Genomic DNA, 20,166 nt, shown 5'->3' on the forward strand with positions numbered 1-20,166 from the left:
AGGGGCCCGGCACGCCGGACCCGGATTAGAGAGAGTGATGAATACACAACAACTGGCGAAACTACGTACTATCGTGCCCGAGATGCGACGCGTCCGGCACATTCACTTTGTCGGCATCGGTGGCGCCGGCATGGGTGGTATCGCCGAAGTGTTGGCTAACGAAGGTTATCAGATCAGCGGCTCCGACCTGGCGCCTAACCCGGTAACCCAACAGTTGAGCGCGCTCGGGGCGACGATTTATTTCCATCACCGCCCGGAAAACGTGCTGGATGCGAGCGTAGTGGTGGTATCCACCGCGATTTCCGCCGACAACCCGGAGATCGTCGCCGCCCGTGAAGCGCGTATCCCGGTTATCCGCCGCGCGGAGATGCTGGCCGAACTGATGCGTTTCCGTCACGGCATTGCCGTCGCCGGTACGCACGGCAAGACCACGACGACGGCAATGGTGTCGAGCATTTACGCCGAAGCCGGCCTGGACCCGACCTTTGTCAACGGCGGGCTGGTGAAAGCGGCCGGTACCCATGCGCGTCTGGGTTCCAGTCGTTACCTGATCGCGGAAGCGGATGAGAGCGATGCGTCGTTCCTGCATTTGCAACCGATGGTGGCGATTGTCACCAATATCGAAGCCGACCATATGGATACCTACCAGGGCGACTTCGAGAACCTGAAGCAGACGTTTATCAATTTTTTGCACAACCTGCCGTTCTACGGCCGTGCAGTGATGTGTGTTGATGACCCGGTGGTGCGCGAACTGCTGCCACGCGTGGGCCGCCATATCACTACCTACGGTTTCAGCGAAGATGCCGATGTGCGCATTGAGAGCTATCGCCAGGTTGGGCCGCAGGGCCACTTTACCTTGAGCCGCCAGGATAAACCCTTGATGACGGTGACCCTGAATGCTCCGGGCCGTCACAACGCGTTGAACGCGGCGGCGGCAGTGGCGGTGGCGACGGAAGAAGGCATTGACGACGAGGATATCCTGCGCGCGCTGGCGGGCTTCCAGGGCACCGGTCGCCGCTTTGATTTCCTGGGCGAGTTCCCGCTGGAGCCGGTGAACGGCAAAAGCGGTACCGCGATGCTGGTCGATGACTATGGCCACCATCCGACCGAAGTCGACGTCACGCTGAAAGCTGCACGCGCCGGCTGGCCGGATAAGCGCCTGGTGATGATTTTCCAGCCGCACCGTTACACACGTACCCGCGATCTCTACGACGACTTCGCCAACGTGCTGTCACAGGTTGATGTGCTGCTGATGCTCGATGTGTACGCCGCGGGCGAAACGGCGATCCCGGGGGCGGATAGCCGCTCGCTGTGCCGTACCATCCGTAGCCGCGGCAAGCTGGATCCGATCCTGGTTTCCGATGCGGACATCGTGCCGGAAACCTTGGCGCAACTGCTGCAGGCAGAGGATCTGGTGCTGGTGCAAGGCGCCGGCAACGTGGGTAAAATCGCCCGCAAACTGGCTGAGCTGAAGCTGCAGCCACAGAAAAAAGAGGAGGAACATCATGGCTGATAAAGTTGCCGTACTGCTGGGTGGCACCTCCGCCGAACGTGAAGTGTCATTGCAATCCGGTGCTGCCGTGTTGGCAGGGCTGCGGGAAGCCGGTATCGACGCCCATGGCATCGATATCCGCGATTTCCCGGTAACCCAGCTTAAAGAGCATGGGTTTACCAAAGTGTTTATCGCGCTGCACGGGCGCGGCGGCGAGGATGGCACCCTGCAGGGGATGCTGGAATTCCTTGAGCTGCCTTATACCGGCAGCGGCGTGATGGCGTCGGCGCTGACCATGGACAAGTGGCGCACCAAGATGGTGTGGCAGTCGATGGGGCTGCCGGTCGCGCCTTATGTGGCGCTTAACCGTCTGCAGTATGCTGGCGCAGAGAAACAGAGCCTGATTGCTCGCGTGGAGGCTCTGGGCCTGCCGCTGATCGTCAAGCCGAGCCGCGAAGGTTCCAGCGTCGGCATGAGCAAGGTAACCGAACGCGATGCTCTTGAAGCAGCACTGGAAGAAGGTTTCCGCCATGACGACGACGTGCTGGTGGAGAAGTGGCTGAGTGGCCCTGAATATACCGTAGCGATGCTGGGCGACCAGGTGTTGCCTTCGATCCGCATTCAGCCGGCCGGCGTGTTTTACGACTATCAGGCCAAGTACATTTCGGACGATACCCAGTATTTCTGTCCAAGTGGCCTGGGCGCGGAACAAGAGGCCGAAATGGCCGCATTGGCGTTACGCGCCTACCGTGGACTGGACTGCAGCGGCTGGGGCCGCGTGGATGTGATGCAGGATAGCGATGGCAGCTTCTATCTGCTTGAGGTGAATACCTCGCCGGGCATGACCAGTCATAGCCTGGTGCCGATGGCAGCGCGCCAGTCTGGTTTAAGTTTCTCGCAGCTGGTAGCGAGAATTTTGGAGTTGGCCGACTGATATGTCGCAAGCTGCCCTGAATGCGCGTGAACGCGAGGTGGATAACAGCCCGCGCCGCAGCAATGGAACTCAATTGGCGGGAATGGTTTTCCTGCTGATGGTGCTGGGAACGGTGCTGTGGAGTGGCTGGATGGTGATTGGCTGGATGAAAGACGCCAGTCGGCTGCCGCTCTCACGGTTGGTGGTCACCGGCGAACGCCACTACACCACCAACGATGATATTCGCCAGGCGATTTTGGCGCTGGGTGCGCCGGGCACGTTCATGACGCAGGATGTTGATGTCATCCAGCAGCAGATTGAACGCCTGCCGTGGATCAAGCAGGCCAGCGTGCGCAAGCAGTGGCCGGATGAGCTGAAGATCCACCTGGTCGAGTATGTCCCGATTGCGCGTTGGAATGATTTACACATGGTGGACGCCGAAGGTAAATCCTTCAGCGTGCCGGCAGAACGAATTGGCAAACAAAAATTGCCGCTGCTCTATGGCCCGGAAGGGAGCGAACAGGATGTTCTGGAAGGTTATCAGGCCATGAGCAACATGTTAGCGGCCAGCAAATTTACGCTGAAAATGGCGGCCATGAGCGCTCGCCATTCCTGGCAGCTGGCTTTGGATAATGATGTTCGGCTGGAGCTGGGACGTGACGATCGTACCGGACGCCTGCAGCGGTTTATCGAGCTCTATCCGGTATTGCTGCAACAAGGGCAGGCGGAAAGCAAGCGCGTCAACTATGTCGATTTGCGCTATGAGTCCGGCGCCTCGGTAGGTTGGACGCCGATATTGATCGACCCGCAGGCGGTAGGCGGTCAGCAGAACAGTAATCAGCAACAGAATCAGGCACAGGCAAAACAACAATGATCAAGTCGACGGACAGAAAACTGGTAGTTGGACTGGAGATCGGTACTGCAAAAGTCTCCGCATTGGTAGGGGAAGTTCTGCCCGATGGCATGGTCAACATTATCGGGGTGGGCAGTTGCCCGTCTCGCGGTATGGATAAGGGTGGCGTTAACGACCTGGAGTCGGTAGTCAAATGCGTACAACGCGCTATCGATCAGGCCGAGCTGATGGCGGATTGCCAGATTTCTTCGGTTTACCTCGCATTGTCGGGTAAACACATCAGCTGTCAGAACGAAATAGGGATGGTTCCTATTTCCGAAGAGGAAGTGACGCAGGAAGATGTGGAGAACGTGGTGCATACCGCCAAATCGGTACGCGTACGTGACGAACACCGCATCCTGCACGTTATCCCTCAGGAATACGCCATCGACTATCAGGAAGGCATCAAGAACCCGGTTGGGTTGTCCGGCGTGCGTATGCAGGCCAAGGTGCACTTGATTACCTGCCATAACGATATGGCAAAGAACATTGTTAAAGCGGTAGAACGCTGTGGTCTGAAAGTTGACCAACTTATTTTCGCCGGTCTGGCCGCCAGCTATGCGGTTCTGACCGAAGATGAGCGTGAACTTGGCGTTTGTGTGGTGGATATCGGCGGCGGCACCATGGATATGGCGGTGTACACCGGCGGTGCTCTGCGCCACACCAAAGTGATCCCTTACGCCGGGAACGTGGTCACCAGCGATATCGCTTACGCCTTCGGCACGCCGCCGACAGACGCGGAAGCGATCAAAGTTCGACACGGCTGTGCGCTTGGGTCGATTGTTAGCAAGGATGAAAGTGTAGAGGTGCCAAGCGTTGGGGGACGTCCCCCTCGTAGTCTGCAAAGACAGACACTGGCTGAAGTTATTGAGCCACGCTACACCGAACTGTTGAATCTGGTTAACGATGAAATTTTGCAATTGCAGGAGCAACTGCGTCAGCAAGGGGTGAAGCATCATCTGGCAGCGGGTATTGTGCTGACCGGTGGCGCCGCCCAAATTGATGGCCTGGCAGCCTGTGCGCAACGGGTGTTCCACACCCAGGTACGCATCGGCCAACCCTTGAACATCACGGGTCTGACGGATTATGCGCAGGAGCCTTACTACTCAACTGCGGTAGGTCTGCTGCACTATGGAAAAGAGTCTCACCTGAGCGGTGAGGCAGAAGTAGAAAAACGCGCCTCGGTGGGCAATTGGTTTAAACGCATCAATAGCTGGCTGAGAAAAGAGTTTTAATGTTTCAACAAAGAGATCATGCTGAGTAATCTTTTTATGATCTCGCAGCGACAGGCACAAAACGGAGAGAAACTATGTTTGAACCAATGGAACTAACCAATGACGCGGTGATTAAAGTCATCGGCGTCGGCGGTGGCGGTGGCAACGCCGTTGAACACATGGTGCGCGAGCGCATCGAAGGTGTTGAATTCTTCGCCGTTAATACAGACGCTCAGGCGCTTCGTAAAACGGCAGTTGGCCAAACCATCCAGATCGGTAGCGGTATTACCAAAGGTCTGGGTGCAGGCGCGAACCCTGAAGTGGGTCGCAATTCAGCGGAAGAAGACCGTGAAGCCCTGCGTGCCGCACTCGATGGCGCAGACATGGTCTTCATTGCAGCCGGCATGGGCGGCGGTACCGGTACCGGTGCAGCACCTGTTGTGGCTGAAGTTGCTAAAGATCTGGGTATTCTGACAGTGGCCGTGGTTACCAAGCCTTTCAATTTTGAAGGCAAGAAACGCATGGCGTTCGCTGAGCAGGGTATCGCAGAGCTGTCCAAACATGTGGATTCACTGATCACTATCCCGAACGACAAGCTGTTGAAAGTTCTGGGTCGCGGCATTTCTCTGCTGGACGCGTTCGGCGCGGCTAACGACGTGCTGAAAGGCGCGGTGCAGGGTATCGCCGAGCTGATCACCCGTCCGGGCCTGATGAACGTCGACTTCGCCGACGTGCGCACCGTGATGTCCGAAATGGGCTACGCGATGATGGGTTCCGGCGTTGCCTGTGGTGAAGACCGCGCTGAAGAAGCGGCGGAAATGGCGATCTCCAGCCCACTGCTGGAAGACATCGACCTGTCCGGCGCTCGCGGTGTTCTGGTCAACATCACCGCGGGCTTCGACCTGCGTCTGGATGAGTTCGAAACCGTGGGTAACACCATTCGTGCTTTCGCTTCCGACAACGCCACCGTGGTCATCGGTACCTCGCTGGATCCGGAAATGAACGACGAACTGCGCGTGACCGTGGTTGCGACCGGTATCGGCATGGACAAACGTCCTGAAATCACTCTGGTGACCAATAAACAGGCTAGCCAGCCAGTGATGGATCATCGCTACCAGCAGCACGGCATGTCGCCGTTGCCGCAGGAAGTGAAACCGGCCGCCAAGGTGGTCAACGATCCGACTGCGCAGCCTAATAAAGAGCCCGACTATCTTGATATTCCTGCCTTCCTGCGCAAGCAGGCAGACTAAGAATATCCTGAGAATTTGGAATCTCCGCTCTTTGTGCTAAACTGTCCCGCCGGCCATGCTGTATGCTTGGTCGGTAGGATGGATAACATTGCGAGATAAAACGATGATCAAACAAAGGACATTAAAACGTATTGTTCAGGCGACTGGAGTCGGTTTGCATACCGGCAAAAAGGTCACGCTGACAATGCGCCCAGCGTCGGCTAATACCGGGGTCATCTATCGTCGCACTGACTTGAATCCACCGGTTGATTTTCCGGCTGATGCAAAATCCGTGCGTGATACCATGCTCTGTACTTGCCTGGTCAATGAGCATGACGTGCGTATTTCTACCGTTGAGCATCTGAATGCTGCGCTGGCTGGGCTGGGTATCGACAACATCATTATTGAAGTTGACGCCGCCGAGATCCCAATCATGGACGGTAGCGCCAGTCCGTTCGTCTACCTGTTGCTGGATGCCGGCATCGAAGAACTGAACTCAGCGAAGAAATTCCTGCGTCTGAAAGACACCGTACGTGTTGAAGATGGCGATAAATGGGCAGAGCTGTCCCCGCATAACGGGTTCCGTCTGGACTTTACCATCGACTTCAACCACCCGGCGATCGACGCCAGTACGCAACGCTATCGTCTGGATTTCTCCGCCGACTCGTTCGTGCGTCAAATCAGCCGTGCGCGTACCTTCGGTTTTATGCGTGACATCGAGTATTTGCAGTCACGTGGTTTGGCCTTGGGCGGCAGCTTTGACTGCGCTATCGTGGTAGATGACTACCGCGTTCTGAACGAAGACGGCCTGCGCTTTGAAGACGAATTCGTACGCCACAAAATGCTGGACGCCATCGGCGACCTGTTCATGTGCGGCCATAACATCATTGGCGCGTTTACCGCGTACAAATCAGGCCATGCGCTGAACAACAAACTGTTGCAAGCCGTTCTGGCGAAACAGGAAGCGTGGGAATATGTCACCTTCCAGGACGAAGCCGAAATGCCGTTGGCATTCAAAGCCCCGTCCACCGTATTGGCATAAGTCGATACTGCTGATTACTTCTTACGACTGGTAGCGTTGGCACTCTCTCCGGCCAGCGACGCCAGTCGTTCCAATACCTTGCGCAGTTTTTCCGGACTGCGGCTCGCCAAACCTCTTAATTCCTCAGCACTTTCCTGACTCAGATGCCGCCTCGGCACGTTTGTCTGCGCATTCCCCAAGGTTTTTGCGGCGTCCTGCACAAGGTTGCTCCCTTTTGCCATCAAGGCCGGATTAATCCTGATGTCGATCGACGACAATGATGGTAGAATTTGCGCTCGTAGTGCAGATAATAAAGCCGGTTGTTCGTAGCGCAGGCGCATCAGCCAGCTGGCATTGGCCGTTTCTAGCACTAAAATACCCTGTCGGAAATTCGCGACGCGGCACCAGGGATGCAGTTGAACGGGCAAGACGCCTTTCACTGCACGGTTAAGCTTAAGCAGCGCCACAGCGCGTTGTTGGACGTTATGCAGCGGCCCTTTGTCTTCTGCAGACGCGTCGTCGAACAGGACATCTAATAATTGTGGACGGCTATCGCGCATAATGGGCTCCGGCGGATTATAAACTCGTGATCGGTATTCTAAATCGTTGGCGACAATTTGGCAGACGTTATTTCTGGCCCCATCTCCTGTTAGGGATGGTCGCGGCCACGCTTGGCGTACCTTCAAATCTGTCGGGCAACTCCGATCAAGCCGCTCTGCCGAGCACCTCGTCCAGCCTGAACCGGCAAAATTCCGCCAGCGGCGCCTTTAATAGCCTGGCGTTGCTGCAGGAAGCGCACCGCCGCCCGACCTTCAGCGTCGATTACTGGCACCAGCATGCGCTTCGTACCGTCATTCGTCACCTTTCTTTTGCGCTTGCGCCGCAGGCAGTCTACGCGCGGGTGCAGGAAAGCGAGGCGGAAGTCGCACAACCCCCGTTGCAGGTGGCGCAACTTGCGCTGCTTTCCACACTCAACGCGCTGCTGACGCATGAGCCGAAGCCGCCGACCATCATTCGCGATACCCACCATGCCGTACTGCCTGCCTTTGCGCAGCACCAGACCGGCTTGTGGCTCGCGCAGGTGCAGGGCATCCGCGCCGGGCCAGTAGCGTCAATCTGATTCTTTGCCCTTTGGGCGACAAAAACCTAAAAATAACAGCAAGTTGACTGCCCGTGTTGGCCGTCATGACAGAGATATTAAACATCATGTTAGTGAAATTATTGACCAAAGTTTTTGGTAGCCGTAACGATCGTACACTGCGCCGCATGCGTAAGTCGGTTGAACTGATCAACCGCATGGAACCGGACATGGAAAAGCTGTCCGATGACGAGCTGAAAGCCAAGACCAACGAGTTCCGAGCGCGCCTGGAAAAGGGCGAAGTGCTGGAAAATCTGCTGCCGGAAGCTTTCGCCGTGGTACGTGAAGCGAGCAAGCGCGTATTCGGCATGCGCCATTTCGACGTGCAGCTGCTGGGCGGTATGGTACTGAACGACCGCTGTATCGCAGAAATGCGCACCGGTGAAGGTAAGACTCTGACCGCAACCCTGCCCGCCTACCTGAATGCCTTAAGCGGCCGCGGCGTACACGTGGTGACCGTCAACGACTATCTGGCACAGCGTGACGCCGAAAACAACCGCCCGCTGTTCGAGTTCCTTGGCCTGAGCATCGGCATCAACCTGCCGGGCATGCCTGCACCGGCCAAGCGCGAAGCCTATGCCGCCGATATTACCTACGGCACCAACAACGAATACGGTTTCGACTATCTGCGCGACAACATGGCGTTCAGCCCGGAAGAGCGCGTTCAGCGCAAGCTGCACTATGCGCTGGTGGATGAGGTTGACTCCATTCTGATCGATGAAGCCCGTACTCCGCTGATCATCTCCGGCCCGGCCGAAGACAGCTCAGAAATGTACATTAAGGTCAACAAGCTGATTCCAAAGCTTATCCGTCAGGAAAAAGAGGATTCAGACTCCTTCCAGGGCGAAGGCCACTTCTCGGTAGACGAGAAAGCGCGCCAGGTGCACCTGACCGAACGCGGCCTGATCCTGATCGAAGAAATGCTGGTGGAAGCCGGCATTATGGAAGAAGGGGAGTCACTGTACTCACCGACCAACATCATGTTGATGCACCATGTGACCGCCGCTCTGCGCGCGCACGTGTTGTTCACCCGCGACGTTGACTACATCGTGAAAGACGGTGAAGTGATCATCGTTGACGAACATACCGGCCGTACCATGCAGGGCCGTCGTTGGTCCGATGGTCTGCATCAGGCGGTGGAAGCCAAAGAAGGCGTGGAAATCCAGAACGAGAACCAGACGCTGGCATCCATCACTTTCCAGAACTACTTCCGCCTGTACGAGAAGCTGGCCGGTATGACCGGTACCGCCGACACCGAAGCGTTTGAATTCAGCTCCATCTACAAGCTGGATACCATCGTGGTGCCGACCAACCGCCCAATGTTGCGTAAAGACATGCCGGATCTGGTCTATATGACCGAACTGGAGAAGATTGGCGCCATTATTGAAGATATCCGCGAGCGCACCGCCAACGGCCAGCCGGTGCTGGTGGGGACGATCTCGATCGAGAAATCCGAAGTCGTTTCCCGCGAGTTGACGAAGGCCGGTATTGACCACAAAGTGCTGAACGCCAAATTCCACGCCATGGAAGCGGACATTGTGGCGCAGGCCGGCCAGACAGGTGCTGTGACTATCGCCACCAACATGGCGGGGCGTGGTACCGATATCGTGTTGGGTGGCAGCTGGCAGGCGGAAATTGCCCAGTTGGAAGACCCAACCGAAGAGCAAATTGCGGCGATTAAAGAAGACTGGAAAATCCGCCATGAAGCGGTATTGAAGGCGGGTGGCTTGCACATCATTGGTACCGAGCGCCATGAATCACGCCGTATCGATAACCAGCTGCGCGGCCGTTCCGGTCGTCAGGGTGACGCCGGTTCATCCCGCTTCTACCTGTCGATGGAAGATGCCTTGATGCGTATTTTCGCCTCGGATCGCGTTTCCGGCATGATGCGTAAACTGGGTATGAAAGAGGGTGAGGCCATTGAACACCCATGGGTCACCAAGGCGATTGCCAACGCACAGCGCAAAGTGGAAAGCCGCAACTTCGATATTCGTAAGCAACTGCTGGAATACGATGATGTGGCCAGCGATCAGCGTCGCGCTATCTATAGCCAGCGTAATGAACTGCTGGACGTGTCCGACGTGAGCGAAACCATCGCCAGCATCCGTGAGGACGTCTTCAAAAGCACCATTGACAGCTACATCACGCCGCAGTCTCTGGAAGAAGAGTGGGATATTCAGGGCCTGGAAGAGCGCCTGAAAAACGACTTCGATCTGGATATGCCAATCGCCGAATGGCTGGATAAAGAGCCGGATCTGCACGAAGAAACGCTGCGTGAGCGTATTCTGGAAAAGGCCAAGGAAGACTACCTGCGCAAAGAAGAAGTGGTTGGCACGGATATGATGCGCAACTTCGAGAAGGGCGTGATGCTGCAAACGCTGGACTCCCTGTGGAAGGAGCATCTGGCGGCAATGGACTACCTGCGCCAGGGCATCCATCTGCGTGGCTACGCGCAGAAAGATCCTAAGCAAGAGTACAAGCGTGAATCCTTCAATATGTTTGCGACCATGCTGGAATCGCTGAAATACGAAGTGATCAGCGTGCTGAGTAAAGTGCAAGTGCGGATGCCAGAAGAGGTTGAAGCGATGGAGTTGCAGCGTCGCGAAGAAGCGGAGCGCCTGGCAGCACAGCAACAGCTGAGCCACTACGAAGAAAATGCGTTGGTTACCGAAGAGCCTAATGCTCCTGCAAGCGCGGAGCGCAAGGTGGGTCGCAACGATCTTTGCCCATGTGGATCCGGTAAAAAATACAAACAGTGCCACGGCCGTCTGCAGAAATAAGTAAGCCCGGCAGCGTTTAACGAGTCAAACCCAGGGGGTCAGCATGCTGAGCCCCTGTTTTTTAGGGCCAGAGTCCTCGCCCTTATGAATTAATCAGGAGGATGCGATGAAACATCTGAACATCGCCGTCGGTATCATTCGCAATGCCCAGCAGGAAATTTTTATTACCCGTCGCGCCGCAGATTCACATATGGCCGGTTTCTGGGAGTTTCCCGGCGGTAAAATTGAGCAAGGGGAAACCCCGGAGCAGGCGCTCAATCGTGAACTGCTGGAGGAAACCGGGATTGAAACTGAACGGGCTGAGCTGTTGGAGGTGCTGGAACACCGTTTTAGCGATCGTATCGTGACGCTGAATTTTTATCTGGTGGAAGGTTGGGCGGGGGAACCCTTCGGTCGTGAAGGCCAGCCTATGCGTTGGGTGAAGCAGGCCGAACTGCGGGAGGACGAATTTCCCGAGGCGAATATCAGTATTATCAAACTGTTGGTGGCGCAGGCGAACGCTGCGCAATAAGGCGGGCTGGCCTGGCTGGTGCCAGGCCGGTAGGGACGATCAGAGATCGTCCTTTTCACTCCATTCTTCGCTTTCCGACAGATCGCTGTTGCTGGGAATGCGTTTTTCTTCATCGGCCCATTCGCCGAGATCGATTAACTGGCAGCGTTTGCTGCAAAATGGGCGGAACGGGCTCACTTCACCCCACACCACGCCTTTGCCACAGGTTGGGCATTTCACTACGGTAGTCATCTCTTTTCCTTACTTCCTTCCAACGCGTGAAAGGTCTTTATGTCATTGGGTTAGCAACAGGCTAGCTCAAAGGTTAACCGTTCCGGCACCACGCCAAGCTCGCTGTCCAGAGGCAGGAAACGGATCGCATAACGCGTCTTATGGCCGGAAATCTGCGGATAAAGCTGATGTGTCAGGCTAATGCGCAAACGCAACAGGTCTGCACCTTCCGCGTTATCCTGGAAGAAGCCGTTCAAACTGATCTGGTTGCGGAATGTGCCGGCCTGACGAATCAGATCCAGCACCATAGTCAGCGCCAGATTCAACGGCTCCAGTGCCTGCAGCCAGTCAGTGACGTCGGCGTCCCGTTCTTGCTGCGGTGCATGCATCCACATATGCAATGTGGGCAAGTCAAAGCTGCAACAGCCGCCGGGAATGCTCAGACGTTGGCGCACCAGGCTTATCAGCCGATCTTCACGCAGCGCCTGCCCCAGACGCGGAGCGGACATCAGCACCGTTGCGCGCTCCTTCAGTTGGCCGCGTAGCTGGTTCATCAGAGACATATCGACGCCCGGTACATCGGTCCATGCCAACAGCTTTTGTTGCTGACGCTCCAACTCTTTCAGCAGTTCGGTGCGTACTTCGCCGCGTTCCAATACGTCCAGCAGGTCCGCAACAGTGCGGAAGAAGGTCAGTGCAATGGCGGTTTCGCTCAGTGCCCGCTGGCCATGCAATTGTTGCAGTAAAAACTCGATACGCAGCCAGGTGCGCATTTTTTCATTCAACGGATGTTCAAAAAGAACGCTTGGGGAAACATCACTCATTCAGTTTAATCCTGTCGGGTCGCTGATGCCGCCAGTTCAAGGTAGCGGCGATGCAGTGCGGCAACAAATGGCTCTATCCCCTGAGCGGCACCGCTATTATCGATTATGTCGTCTGCAGCGGCCAGGCGCTGCTCACGCGTGGCCTGTGCGGACACTATGTTCTGTGCCTGTTGGCGGCTGATCCCGTCGCGGGTAATGGTTCTCGCCAACTGTGTTTCGCTGTCGACGTCGACCACCAGCACGCGATCTGCGCGCGCTTGCAGGTTGTTTTCCACCAGCAGTGGCACAACCCACAACGCATAGGGGCTGGCGACCTGCGCCAACTGGCGTTGGGTTTCCTGATGAATCAGCGGGTGCAGCAATTGATTCAGCCAGCGCTTTTCATCCGGGGTGCTGAATATACGCTGCCGCAGTGCCGTGCGGTTAAGCGTGCCGTCAGCCAGCAACATTTCATTACCAAAACGTTCGGCGATAGCGGCTAAAGCTGGGGTGCCGGGTTCGACAACCTGCCGTGCAATGACGTCAGCGTCGACAATCGCCACGCCGTGGCGGGCAAAGGCTTCTGCTACGGTGGACTTGCCGCTGCCGATACCCCCTGTCAACGCTACAATGTAGGCCATGGTATAAAATGCACTCGATATTCATAAAAAAATAATAGACGAATCATAAAGCGATCGTGCAGAAGTGCAAGTCAGTAGGGAGCGCTAGCCCGGCAGGTTGCGTTGTACGGCGATAAAAAGCGCGACAGGGAAAGGAAAATGAGCGATGAATCACGCCGCGCGTGCGTAGGTAAATTTGTCGGATTGTAGCGTAAACAAAGGCGAATTCGCAGTCTTGTCCTGCGATTATTAGCGCGTATGATAGCGTCACTGGAACTGGCACTACTCTACCCGTCGGCTTTCAAGTCGTAGCGTTGTTGACTGCGTCCGCCCACTCCAGCCACTTACTGATGTAAGCTCTTGGGGATGAGCGATCTGGTCGCCTGGCTGCAACTTGAAATTCATAGGGTATAGGCTCGAATATTCTCCTGCGATCCGTCGCCAAAAACCAGGAAATCATAAGTCATGCGTATTGAAGAAGATTTGAAGTTAGGCTTTAAAGATGTGTTGATTCGCCCAAAGCGCTCCACGTTGAAAAGCCGGTCTGAGGTTGAACTGGAGCGTCAGTTTACCTTCAAACATTCTGGCTGGAACTGGTCCGGTGTGCCGATTATTGCCGCCAACATGGACACGGTCGGCACCTTCAGCATGGCAGAGGCTCTGGCTTCCTTCGACGTTCTCACCGCCGTACACAAACACTACACCGTTGAACAATGGGCCGCATTCGTGCAGCGCGTACCGGAATCGGTACTGCGCCACGTTATGGTTTCAACCGGCACCTCTGAGGCTGACTTTGTGAAGATGAAGCAGATTCTGGCGCTGTCTCCGGGGCTTAAGTTTATCTGCATCGACGTGGCCAACGGTTACTCGGAGCATTTTGTCGCCTTCTTGCAGAAAGCGCGCGAAGCTTGCCCGAACCATGTGATCTGCGCCGGTAACGTGGTTACTGGCGAAATGGTGGAAGAATTGATCCTGTCTGGTGCCGATATCGTAAAAGTCGGCATTGGCCCGGGGTCGGTTTGCACCACTCGGGTAAAAACCGGTGTCGGTTATCCGCAGTTGTCTGCGGTGATTGAGTGCGCCGATGCGGCACACGGTCTCGGCGGCCAAATCGTCAGCGATGGCGGCTGTTCTGTGCCGGGCGACGTGGCCAAAGCTTTTGGCGGCGGCGCTGATTTTGTCATGCTGGGCGGTATGTTGGCCGGTCATGACGAGTGTGAAGGCACCGTAGTGGAAGAGAACGGCGAAAAATTCATGCTGTTCTACGGCATGAGCTCAGAGTCGGCGATGAAGCGCCATGTGGGCGGTGTTGCCGAATACCGCGCCGCTGAGGGCAAAACCGTGAAGCTGCCTCTGCGCGGCGAGGTTGAGTTCACCGTCCGTGATATTCTCGGGGGGTTGCGCTCAGCTTGCACCTATGTCGGCGCAGAACGCCTGAAAGAGTTGACCAAACGCACCACCTTTATCCGCGTTGCGGAGCAGGAAAACCGCGTATTCGGTGCTAAGTAACCGATAATAAAGCCACTCCCCGGGGGGCAGTTCACATTTTGCTGTGCCCCGGATCCTTCTGTTTACCCCAAAACATTTCCCAGCTGAAATATCGGCAGATACATGGCGATCACCAGCGTCCCGACTATTCCTCCCACCACCAGCATCAATATCGGCTCCAGCGTTTGCGCCAGCGTATCGGCCAGTTCAAAGGTTTGCCGCTCATGCCACAGCGCCAGCTTGCCCAGCAAGGTGTCCAGTGAACCGGACTCTTCGCCCACCCGCACCAACTGTTGGCATAATGGCGGGAACAGGGCCTGTTGACCCAGGGCGCTGTAGAAAGTATGTCCCTGTGCAATCTGTTGCCGAACCGTCTCAATCGCCTGACGGTAAAACAGGCTGTCCACCGACAGCGCCGCGGCGTTCAGGCCTTCAACCAGAGTGAGGCCTGCCTGCTGAGTCATGGCCAGAATACGGAATATTTGGCTCAGGCTACCGCCTTTGATCAGTTGCGCGATCAGCGGCAAGCGCAATAGCGTCGCCTGTTCGCGCCTGCGCCACTGCGGTTTTGGGTGCAGCCAGCGGAAATAGGAAAACACCGCTCCGGCCATTATCAACACCAGCCAGGGACCGCTGTGGACCAAGATCGCGGACAGGTTCAACAGCCCTTGGGTAAACCAGGGCAATGGCGCATCGAACGACTGGTAGACGCCGGCAAACTCCGGAAGCACCATCACCAGCATCAGAATGCTTACCAACAGTGCTACTGCGCAGATAAACAGCGGGTAACGCAGTGCCTTGATCACTTTTTTTTGCAGTTTTTGTTGCGCCTCCTGCTGTTGAGCCAGTTGCAGGCAGCAAGCGTCAAGATTGCCGGTCAGTTCCCCGATAGCGATTAATTGACGGTAGATGAGCGGAAAGATGGCGCGTTGCCCGGCGATAACGTCGGAGAAGGGCTGGCCCTGCCGTACCTGTTCGGTTATCTCGCGCAGCAGGCAGCGCCAGGCGGCAGACGGGTGCTCTTCCGCCAACAGTTGCAATCCGTTGACCAGCGGTAACCCGGCTTGCAGCAGGGTGGCGAGCTGGCGGGTGAATTGGATCATGGGTTCGCCCCGCCACTGAGCGGGGGCAATGCGTTTCCCACCATTAATCTGGCAGGGTTGCAACCCCTGCTCAATGAGCCACTGGCTGACCAGGTGTTTTTCGTTGCTCATCCGCTCCCCCTGGCGTAACTGGCCATGAGGATCGACTGCTTGCCACAGGAAAAGACGCTGTGCTTTCACGGCGTCGCTCCGCTTTCGGCGGTGATACCGACAATGCGATATACCTCTTCCAACGAGGTGAGGCCTTGAGAAACCAGCGTTAGTCCGGCTTGCAGCAGCGTTATCTGTCCTTGTTGTCGGGCGATATCGGCCAACTGGCCGGGGGCTGCGCCTTGCAGCAGACCGGCTTGCACCTCTGGAGTGATCATCAGCAGCTCATAAACCCCTGTGCGGCCGTAATAACCGCTAAAGCAGTGTTCGCAGCCGTCAGCCTGCCAGGGCAACAGAGGGGGAGCCCAAATGGCGGTGGGAAAGTGAACGGGCAGGTTCTGTTGATAGCGACAGTGACTGCACAGCTTGCGCACCAGCCGCTGGGCGATGACCAGCTTCAGACAGGCGGCGATCAGATAACCCGGAATACCCATATGGGTCAGACGCGTCAGGGTTTCGCTGGTGGAGTTGGTGTGCAGCGTCGAGAGGACCAGATGACCGGTTTGAGCCGCTTTCACTGCGATTTCCGCCGTTTCCCGGTCGCGGATCTCACCGATCATGATGACGTCCGGATCCTGGCGCAACAAGGCGCGCAACACGCGAGAGAAATCCAGCTCGGTTTTGGGGTTTATCTGGGTCTGGTTGACGCCGAATAGCGGAATTTCAATCGGGTCCTCGACGCTGCACAAATTGCTTTGCGCGTCATTCAATTGTCGCAGGCCGCTGTACAGCGTGACGGTTTTACCGCTGCCGGTCGGGCCTGTGACCAGGATCATGCCCTGGGGGCAGGACAGTGCCTCAGCATACTGCGCCAGCGCCGTTTGGCTCATGCCTAACCGATCCAACGGCAGCTCCTGGCGTTCGGTTTGCAGGATCCTCAGCACCACTTTTTCACCGTGCAGTGTCGGTAAGGTAGCGATGCGCATTGAATAACTGGCGTTATCCAGTTGTACGCTGAGCTGCCCATCCTGCGGCAGACGGCGCTCGGCGATATCCAACTGTCCCATGATCTTCAGTCGGGCGATAAGACGTGCGGCCAGGGGGAAAGGCGGTGAAGCTACGGCCTGCAACACGCCGTCGATGCGCAGCCGGATACGCAGTGTCTGCAGATAAGGTTCGAAATGAATGTCCGACGCGCGTCGTTGTATGGCGATGCGCAGCGTTTGGTTGATAAACTGCACCACGGGTGCGTCGCTGTCGCCATTTAATGAGGAGGCGTCCGGCTCGGCTTCCGGCGCGCTTTGTCCAAGCCTGTCACCCTGCATTTGCCGGCGGTTCAGTTCCAGTTCCAGTCGGGCCGCAGGCCATTGCTCCAGATGAATACGTTTGCCGGTGGCGAAACGCAGGGCCGGCAGCAGCTCCTGCGGTACTTCAGCGTTCAGGGCAACGGTCAGGCTGTCGTCGTCTTCGCTGAGCGCCAGCGCCTGGTAGCGCTGGCACAGGGCGTGAATTTCATCGCTGATGCCTATGCTCATTGAGATGCCCCCTTCGCCGTATCGTCAAAGCGGAAGACTTCCTGGCAGGTCTCCTGCAGATTGACGTTGTCACTGGTGCACTGACGTGTCCAACGCGTCAGGCCGCTGGCGTTCTGGGTGGGCGTCAGCGCTACGGTCAGACCTTGCAGCGTTTGCGTGCCGGTCAGCGTGATCACGCCCTGGCTGACCTTAACAGCGCTGACGTAACGTGAGGTGCCGCCGGTAGGAATGCCTTTACTGCCGGCATTACAACCTGTCGGTGCGCCGCCATCGAGCACGCACAGCTCCACGGCCAGCTTGTAAGGGGTCATGACTTGCAGCATGTCAGTCATCGCCGCTTTCTGAATATACCGTTGGTAGGCGGGTACGCCTATGGCGCTCAATATTGCGATAATGGCGATCACCACCATCAGTTCGATCAGAGTAAAACCGCGCTGTGTTTCCATTTGTTATTGCCTCCCTGTGAATGTGGAGGTAACGGTAACGGCTCGTACAGTGGGCTTCTAGCGGGGAGTCAGTGTTCTGCGGCGCGCTTCCACGGCAAGTTGTTCTGCTTGCAGCGGCATGAAAATAGTTGCGGCGGGATTCGCAGTTTTGACGAAAAAGCACCGCCCTGGCTGGCCAGGACGGTGTGAAAGGCAGAGATTATTTAAAGCGCATTGAGAGATCGAGTGCGGTCACATGTTTGGTCAGCGCGCCAACGGAGATGTAGTCCACGCCGGTTTCGGCGAAGGTGCGCAGCGTTTCGCTGGTCACGTTGCCGGAGACTTCCAACTGTGCGCGGCCTTGGGTCTGCGCTACCGCGGCACGCATCATCTCGACGCTGAAGTTATCCAGCATGACGATGTCGGCGCCGGCATCCAGCGCTTGTTGCAGTTCATCGAGGGATTCTACTTCCACTTCGACCGGCACGTCGGCATGCAGCCAAAAAGCCTTCTCGACCGCATTTTTGATCGAGCCGGAGGCGATGATGTGGTTTTCCTTGATCAGGAAGGCATCGGATAATCCCAACCGGTGATTGCTGCCGCCACCGCACAGCACCGCATACTTCAGTGCGGTGCGCAGTCCCGGCAGGGTTTTGCGCGTATCCAGCAGGCGGGTTTGCGTCCCTTGCAGCAGTGCCACATAACGGCTGACTTCGGTCGCTACGCCGGAAAGCGTCTGCACAAAGTTCAGCGCGGTGCGCTCGCCGGTCAGCAGTATCCGCGCCGGCCCGCTCAGTTTGCACAGCGGTTGGTCAGGCACCAGGCGATCGCCATCCGCCACCAGCCATTCCACCTTCACCTGGTTGCCCAACTGGATGAAGACCTCACTCAGCCAGCGCCGGCCGCAAAACACGCCGGGTTCACGGGTGATAATGGTGGCTTCTGCCTGCTTGTCGGCCGGTAACAATTGCGCGGTAATATCGTGCTCGGCATTGACTTCACCCCCCAGGTCTTCGCGCAGCGCCTGGGCAACGGCATAGGGGATATCGCTTTCAATTCGTTCAAGAAGCTCGGTGCGGCGACTGTCGGCATCGTAGCGGCGTGTCGGCATAGAAAACTCCGAAATGGACGGTAAGATCGTAGGGGGAACATGCTACTCTGTTGCCGTGATAAGTACCACCGCAGAGAGGTGTCTGATGCAGTTAGAGCATGGCTGGATTGTCGGGGTGAAACGGGTCGTTTCGCCGCATTGCGATCTTCGCCCGAATGATGAAGCCCCTTCGCTGCTGGTGATCCACAATATCAGCCTGCCGCCCGGCGAGTTTGGCGGCCCCTATATCGATCGGCTGTTTACCGGCACCCTCGATCCCGCAGAGCACCCCTATTTTTCCGGCATCCATCAGCTTAGGGTCTCGGCGCATTGTCTGATCCGCCGCGAGGGTGAAATCATTCAGTATGTGCCGTTCGACAAGCGCGCCTGGCACGCCGGCGTTTCCGAGTATCAGGGGCGCGAACGCTGCAACGATTTTTCGATCGGCATTGAACTGGAAGGTACCGATCAACTGCCGTTCACGCCGCAGCAATATCAGAGCCTGAAAGCGGTGACCGCGCTGTTAATCAGGTATTATCCGATGTCGGCGGCAAGCATTACCGGGCACAGTAATATCGCCCCTGGCCGCAAAACCGATCCAGGCCCGGCGTTTGACTGGGACTTTTATCTGGCATCTCTGGAACAACCCTGCGAGCCCGATGGCGCTATGCTTGGGAAAATGGAAAGGGAGAGGAGTCGCTAATGACGCTGTTTACGCTGTTACTGGTTCTGGCGTGGGAACGTTTGTTCAAGCTGGGGGAGCACTGGCAACTGGATCATCGCCTGGAAGTGGTGTTCCATCGGCTGCATAGATTTTCGCTGGCGCAGACGCTGCTGCTGACCGTCGCCTGGATGGTGGTGGTGTGGGGCATTTTGTGGTTGGCTCACGGGCTGTTGTTCGGCGTGGTGACGCTGCTGCTGTGGATTATTATCGATTTGCTGTGTGTGGGCGCCGGCATCAAGCGCAAACACTATCGTGCCTATCTTAAGGCGGCGCGGCAGGGGGATGCCCATGCCAGCGACCAAATGGCGGAGGAACTGGCGCTGATCCACGGCTTGCCGGCGAATTGCAGCGAAGAGCTGCGCCTGCGCGAACTGCAAAATGCGCTGCTGTGGACTAACTTCCGTTATTATCTGGCACCGCTGTTTTGGTTTGTGGTCTGCGGGCCATACGGGCCAATCGCATTGGCGGGTTATGCTTTCCTGCGTGCTTATCAAACCTGGCTGGCGCGTCACAATACTCCGCTGGAGCGTTCTCAATCCGGCATCGATCATCTGTTGCACTGGCTGGACTGGATCCCGGTACGCCTGGCAGGCGTGGCTTATGCGCTGCTGGGGCACGGTGAAAAAGCCTTGCCGGCATGGTTTGCGTCGCTGGGCGATCGTCATACCTCGCAATATCAGGTACTGACTCGCCTGGCGCAGTTTTCTCTGGCGCGCGATCCGCATAGGGATCCGGTACAAACCCCGCGTGCGGCGGTCACTCTGGCGCGTAAGGTGACGATGGTTATCGTGGTGGTAGTGGCGCTGCTGACGATTTACGGTACCTTGCTCTAACAAAATAAAAACGGGCGCTCAGTTCACACTGGCGCCCGTTTTTGTTTGACCGCGA

20 protein-coding genes are annotated in these 20,166 nt (G+C 56.8%); 12 read left to right on the top strand and 8 right to left on the bottom strand.

What is annotated here, in order from left to right; translation table 11 throughout:
• Positions 1–37 precede the first annotated feature (37 nt).
• From murC to lpxC, 6 genes are all read left to right on the top strand, one after another.
• Positions 38–1,513 (top strand): UDP-N-acetylmuramate--L-alanine ligase, encoded by a 1,476-nt coding sequence (gene murC, locus ACUTQW_RS14300; protein ID WP_004950142.1) that lies wholly within the window; start codon positions 38–40, stop codon positions 1,511–1,513.
• Positions 1,506–2,426 carry a D-alanine--D-alanine ligase gene (locus tag ACUTQW_RS14305; RefSeq protein WP_004950144.1) on the top strand — a complete coding sequence of 307 codons (921 nt, stop codon included), beginning with the start codon at positions 1,506–1,508 and terminating at the stop codon, positions 2,424–2,426. The genes murC and ACUTQW_RS14305 overlap by 8 nt, the downstream gene beginning before the upstream one ends.
• A 1-nt stretch (position 2,427) precedes the next feature.
• Positions 2,428–3,279, top strand: coding sequence for a cell division protein FtsQ (ftsQ, locus tag ACUTQW_RS14310; protein WP_004950146.1), 852 nt, complete (start codon positions 2,428–2,430; stop codon positions 3,277–3,279).
• The gene (ftsA, locus tag ACUTQW_RS14315) at positions 3,276–4,532 is read left to right on the top strand and encodes a cell division protein FtsA (RefSeq protein ID WP_004950148.1); all 1,257 of its coding nucleotides are present in this window, start codon (positions 3,276–3,278) and stop codon (positions 4,530–4,532) included. The genes ftsQ and ftsA overlap by 4 nt, the downstream gene beginning before the upstream one ends.
• A gap of 74 nt (positions 4,533–4,606) precedes the next feature.
• The gene (gene ftsZ, locus ACUTQW_RS14320) at positions 4,607–5,761 is read left to right on the top strand and encodes a cell division protein FtsZ (RefSeq protein ID WP_004950150.1); all 1,155 of its coding nucleotides are present in this window, start codon (positions 4,607–4,609) and stop codon (positions 5,759–5,761) included.
• Positions 5,762–5,864: 103 nt separating this feature from the next.
• Entirely contained in the window at positions 5,865–6,782 is a 918-nt protein-coding gene (gene lpxC / locus ACUTQW_RS14325; protein WP_006317618.1) for a UDP-3-O-acyl-N-acetylglucosamine deacetylase, read from the top strand.
• 14 nt (positions 6,783–6,796) lie between these two features.
• Here lpxC and ACUTQW_RS14330 read toward each other — a convergent pair whose 3' ends face one another.
• Positions 6,797–7,321 carry a DUF721 domain-containing protein gene (locus tag ACUTQW_RS14330; protein WP_235196047.1) on the bottom strand — a complete coding sequence of 175 codons (525 nt, stop codon included), beginning with the start codon at positions 7,319–7,321 and terminating at the stop codon, positions 6,797–6,799.
• 26 nt (positions 7,322–7,347) lie between these two features.
• Here ACUTQW_RS14330 and secM point away from each other — a divergent pair, with 26 nt between their 5' ends.
• The 3 genes from secM to mutT all read left to right on the top strand — a co-directional run bounded on the left by secM (position 7,348) and on the right by mutT (position 11,190).
• Entirely contained in the window at positions 7,348–7,881 is a 534-nt protein-coding gene (gene secM / locus ACUTQW_RS14335; RefSeq protein ID WP_198640526.1) for a secA translation cis-regulator SecM, read from the top strand.
• A gap of 86 nt (positions 7,882–7,967) precedes the next feature.
• Entirely contained in the window at positions 7,968–10,679 is a 2,712-nt protein-coding gene (gene secA / locus ACUTQW_RS14340) for a preprotein translocase subunit SecA (RefSeq protein ID WP_020438434.1), read from the top strand.
• 106 nt (positions 10,680–10,785) lie between these two features.
• On the top strand, positions 10,786–11,190 hold the full coding sequence (mutT, locus tag ACUTQW_RS14345) for an 8-oxo-dGTP diphosphatase MutT (protein WP_006323599.1): 405 nt from the start codon (positions 10,786–10,788) through the stop codon (positions 11,188–11,190).
• Between the two features lie 39 nt (positions 11,191–11,229).
• On the opposite strand, the gene yacG is transcribed toward mutT, so the two are convergent.
• The 3 genes from yacG to coaE are packed head-to-tail and all read right to left on the bottom strand — an operon-like array spanning position 11,230 to position 12,844.
• Positions 11,230–11,421: a DNA gyrase inhibitor YacG gene (gene yacG / locus ACUTQW_RS14350; RefSeq protein ID WP_004950159.1), complete on the bottom strand. Its 192-nt coding sequence runs from the start codon at positions 11,419–11,421 to the stop codon at positions 11,230–11,232.
• 50 nt (positions 11,422–11,471) lie between these two features.
• Positions 11,472–12,224 carry a cell division protein ZapD gene (gene zapD / locus ACUTQW_RS14355; RefSeq protein ID WP_004950161.1) on the bottom strand — a complete coding sequence of 251 codons (753 nt, stop codon included), beginning with the start codon at positions 12,222–12,224 and terminating at the stop codon, positions 11,472–11,474.
• A gap of 5 nt (positions 12,225–12,229) precedes the next feature.
• A complete protein-coding gene (gene coaE, locus ACUTQW_RS14360) occupies positions 12,230–12,844 on the bottom strand; it encodes a dephospho-CoA kinase (RefSeq protein WP_004950163.1) in 615 nt (204 codons plus the stop codon).
• Between the two features lie 444 nt (positions 12,845–13,288).
• Between coaE and ACUTQW_RS14365 the strand changes: the two genes are divergently transcribed.
• Positions 13,289–14,332: a GMP reductase gene (locus tag ACUTQW_RS14365; protein ID WP_004950166.1), complete on the top strand. Its 1,044-nt coding sequence runs from the start codon at positions 13,289–13,291 to the stop codon at positions 14,330–14,332.
• Positions 14,333–14,394: 62 nt separating this feature from the next.
• On the opposite strand, the gene hofC is transcribed toward ACUTQW_RS14365, so the two are convergent.
• The 4 genes from hofC to nadC all read right to left on the bottom strand — a co-directional run bounded on the left by hofC (position 14,395) and on the right by nadC (position 18,575).
• Positions 14,395–15,594 (bottom strand): protein transport protein HofC, encoded by a 1,200-nt coding sequence (hofC, locus tag ACUTQW_RS14370; RefSeq protein ID WP_006323600.1) that lies wholly within the window; start codon positions 15,592–15,594, stop codon positions 14,395–14,397.
• Positions 15,591–17,039 carry a type II secretion system protein GspE gene (gspE, locus tag ACUTQW_RS14375; protein WP_445654882.1) on the bottom strand — a complete coding sequence of 483 codons (1,449 nt, stop codon included), beginning with the start codon at positions 17,037–17,039 and terminating at the stop codon, positions 15,591–15,593. The genes hofC and gspE overlap by 4 nt, the downstream gene beginning before the upstream one ends.
• Entirely contained in the window at positions 17,036–17,485 is a 450-nt protein-coding gene (ppdD, locus tag ACUTQW_RS14380) for a prepilin peptidase-dependent pilin (protein ID WP_006323602.1), read from the bottom strand. Before ppdD ends, gspE begins: the two co-directional genes overlap by 4 nt.
• 199 nt (positions 17,486–17,684) lie before the next feature.
• Complete coding sequence (gene nadC / locus ACUTQW_RS14385; RefSeq protein ID WP_004950175.1) at positions 17,685–18,575, bottom strand: carboxylating nicotinate-nucleotide diphosphorylase; 891 nt, start codon at positions 18,573–18,575, stop codon at positions 17,685–17,687.
• 85 nt (positions 18,576–18,660) lie between these two features.
• On the opposite strand from nadC, the gene ampD reads away from it, so the two are divergent.
• Positions 18,661–19,257: a 1,6-anhydro-N-acetylmuramyl-L-alanine amidase AmpD gene (gene ampD / locus ACUTQW_RS14390; RefSeq protein ID WP_006323603.1), complete on the top strand. Its 597-nt coding sequence runs from the start codon at positions 18,661–18,663 to the stop codon at positions 19,255–19,257.
• Entirely contained in the window at positions 19,257–20,111 is an 855-nt protein-coding gene (gene ampE / locus ACUTQW_RS14395; RefSeq protein ID WP_004950178.1) for a beta-lactamase regulator AmpE, read from the top strand. The genes ampD and ampE overlap by 1 nt, the downstream gene beginning before the upstream one ends.
• Positions 20,112–20,166 lie beyond the last annotated feature (55 nt).

The organism is Serratia sp. TSA_7 (genome assembly GCF_052692135.1).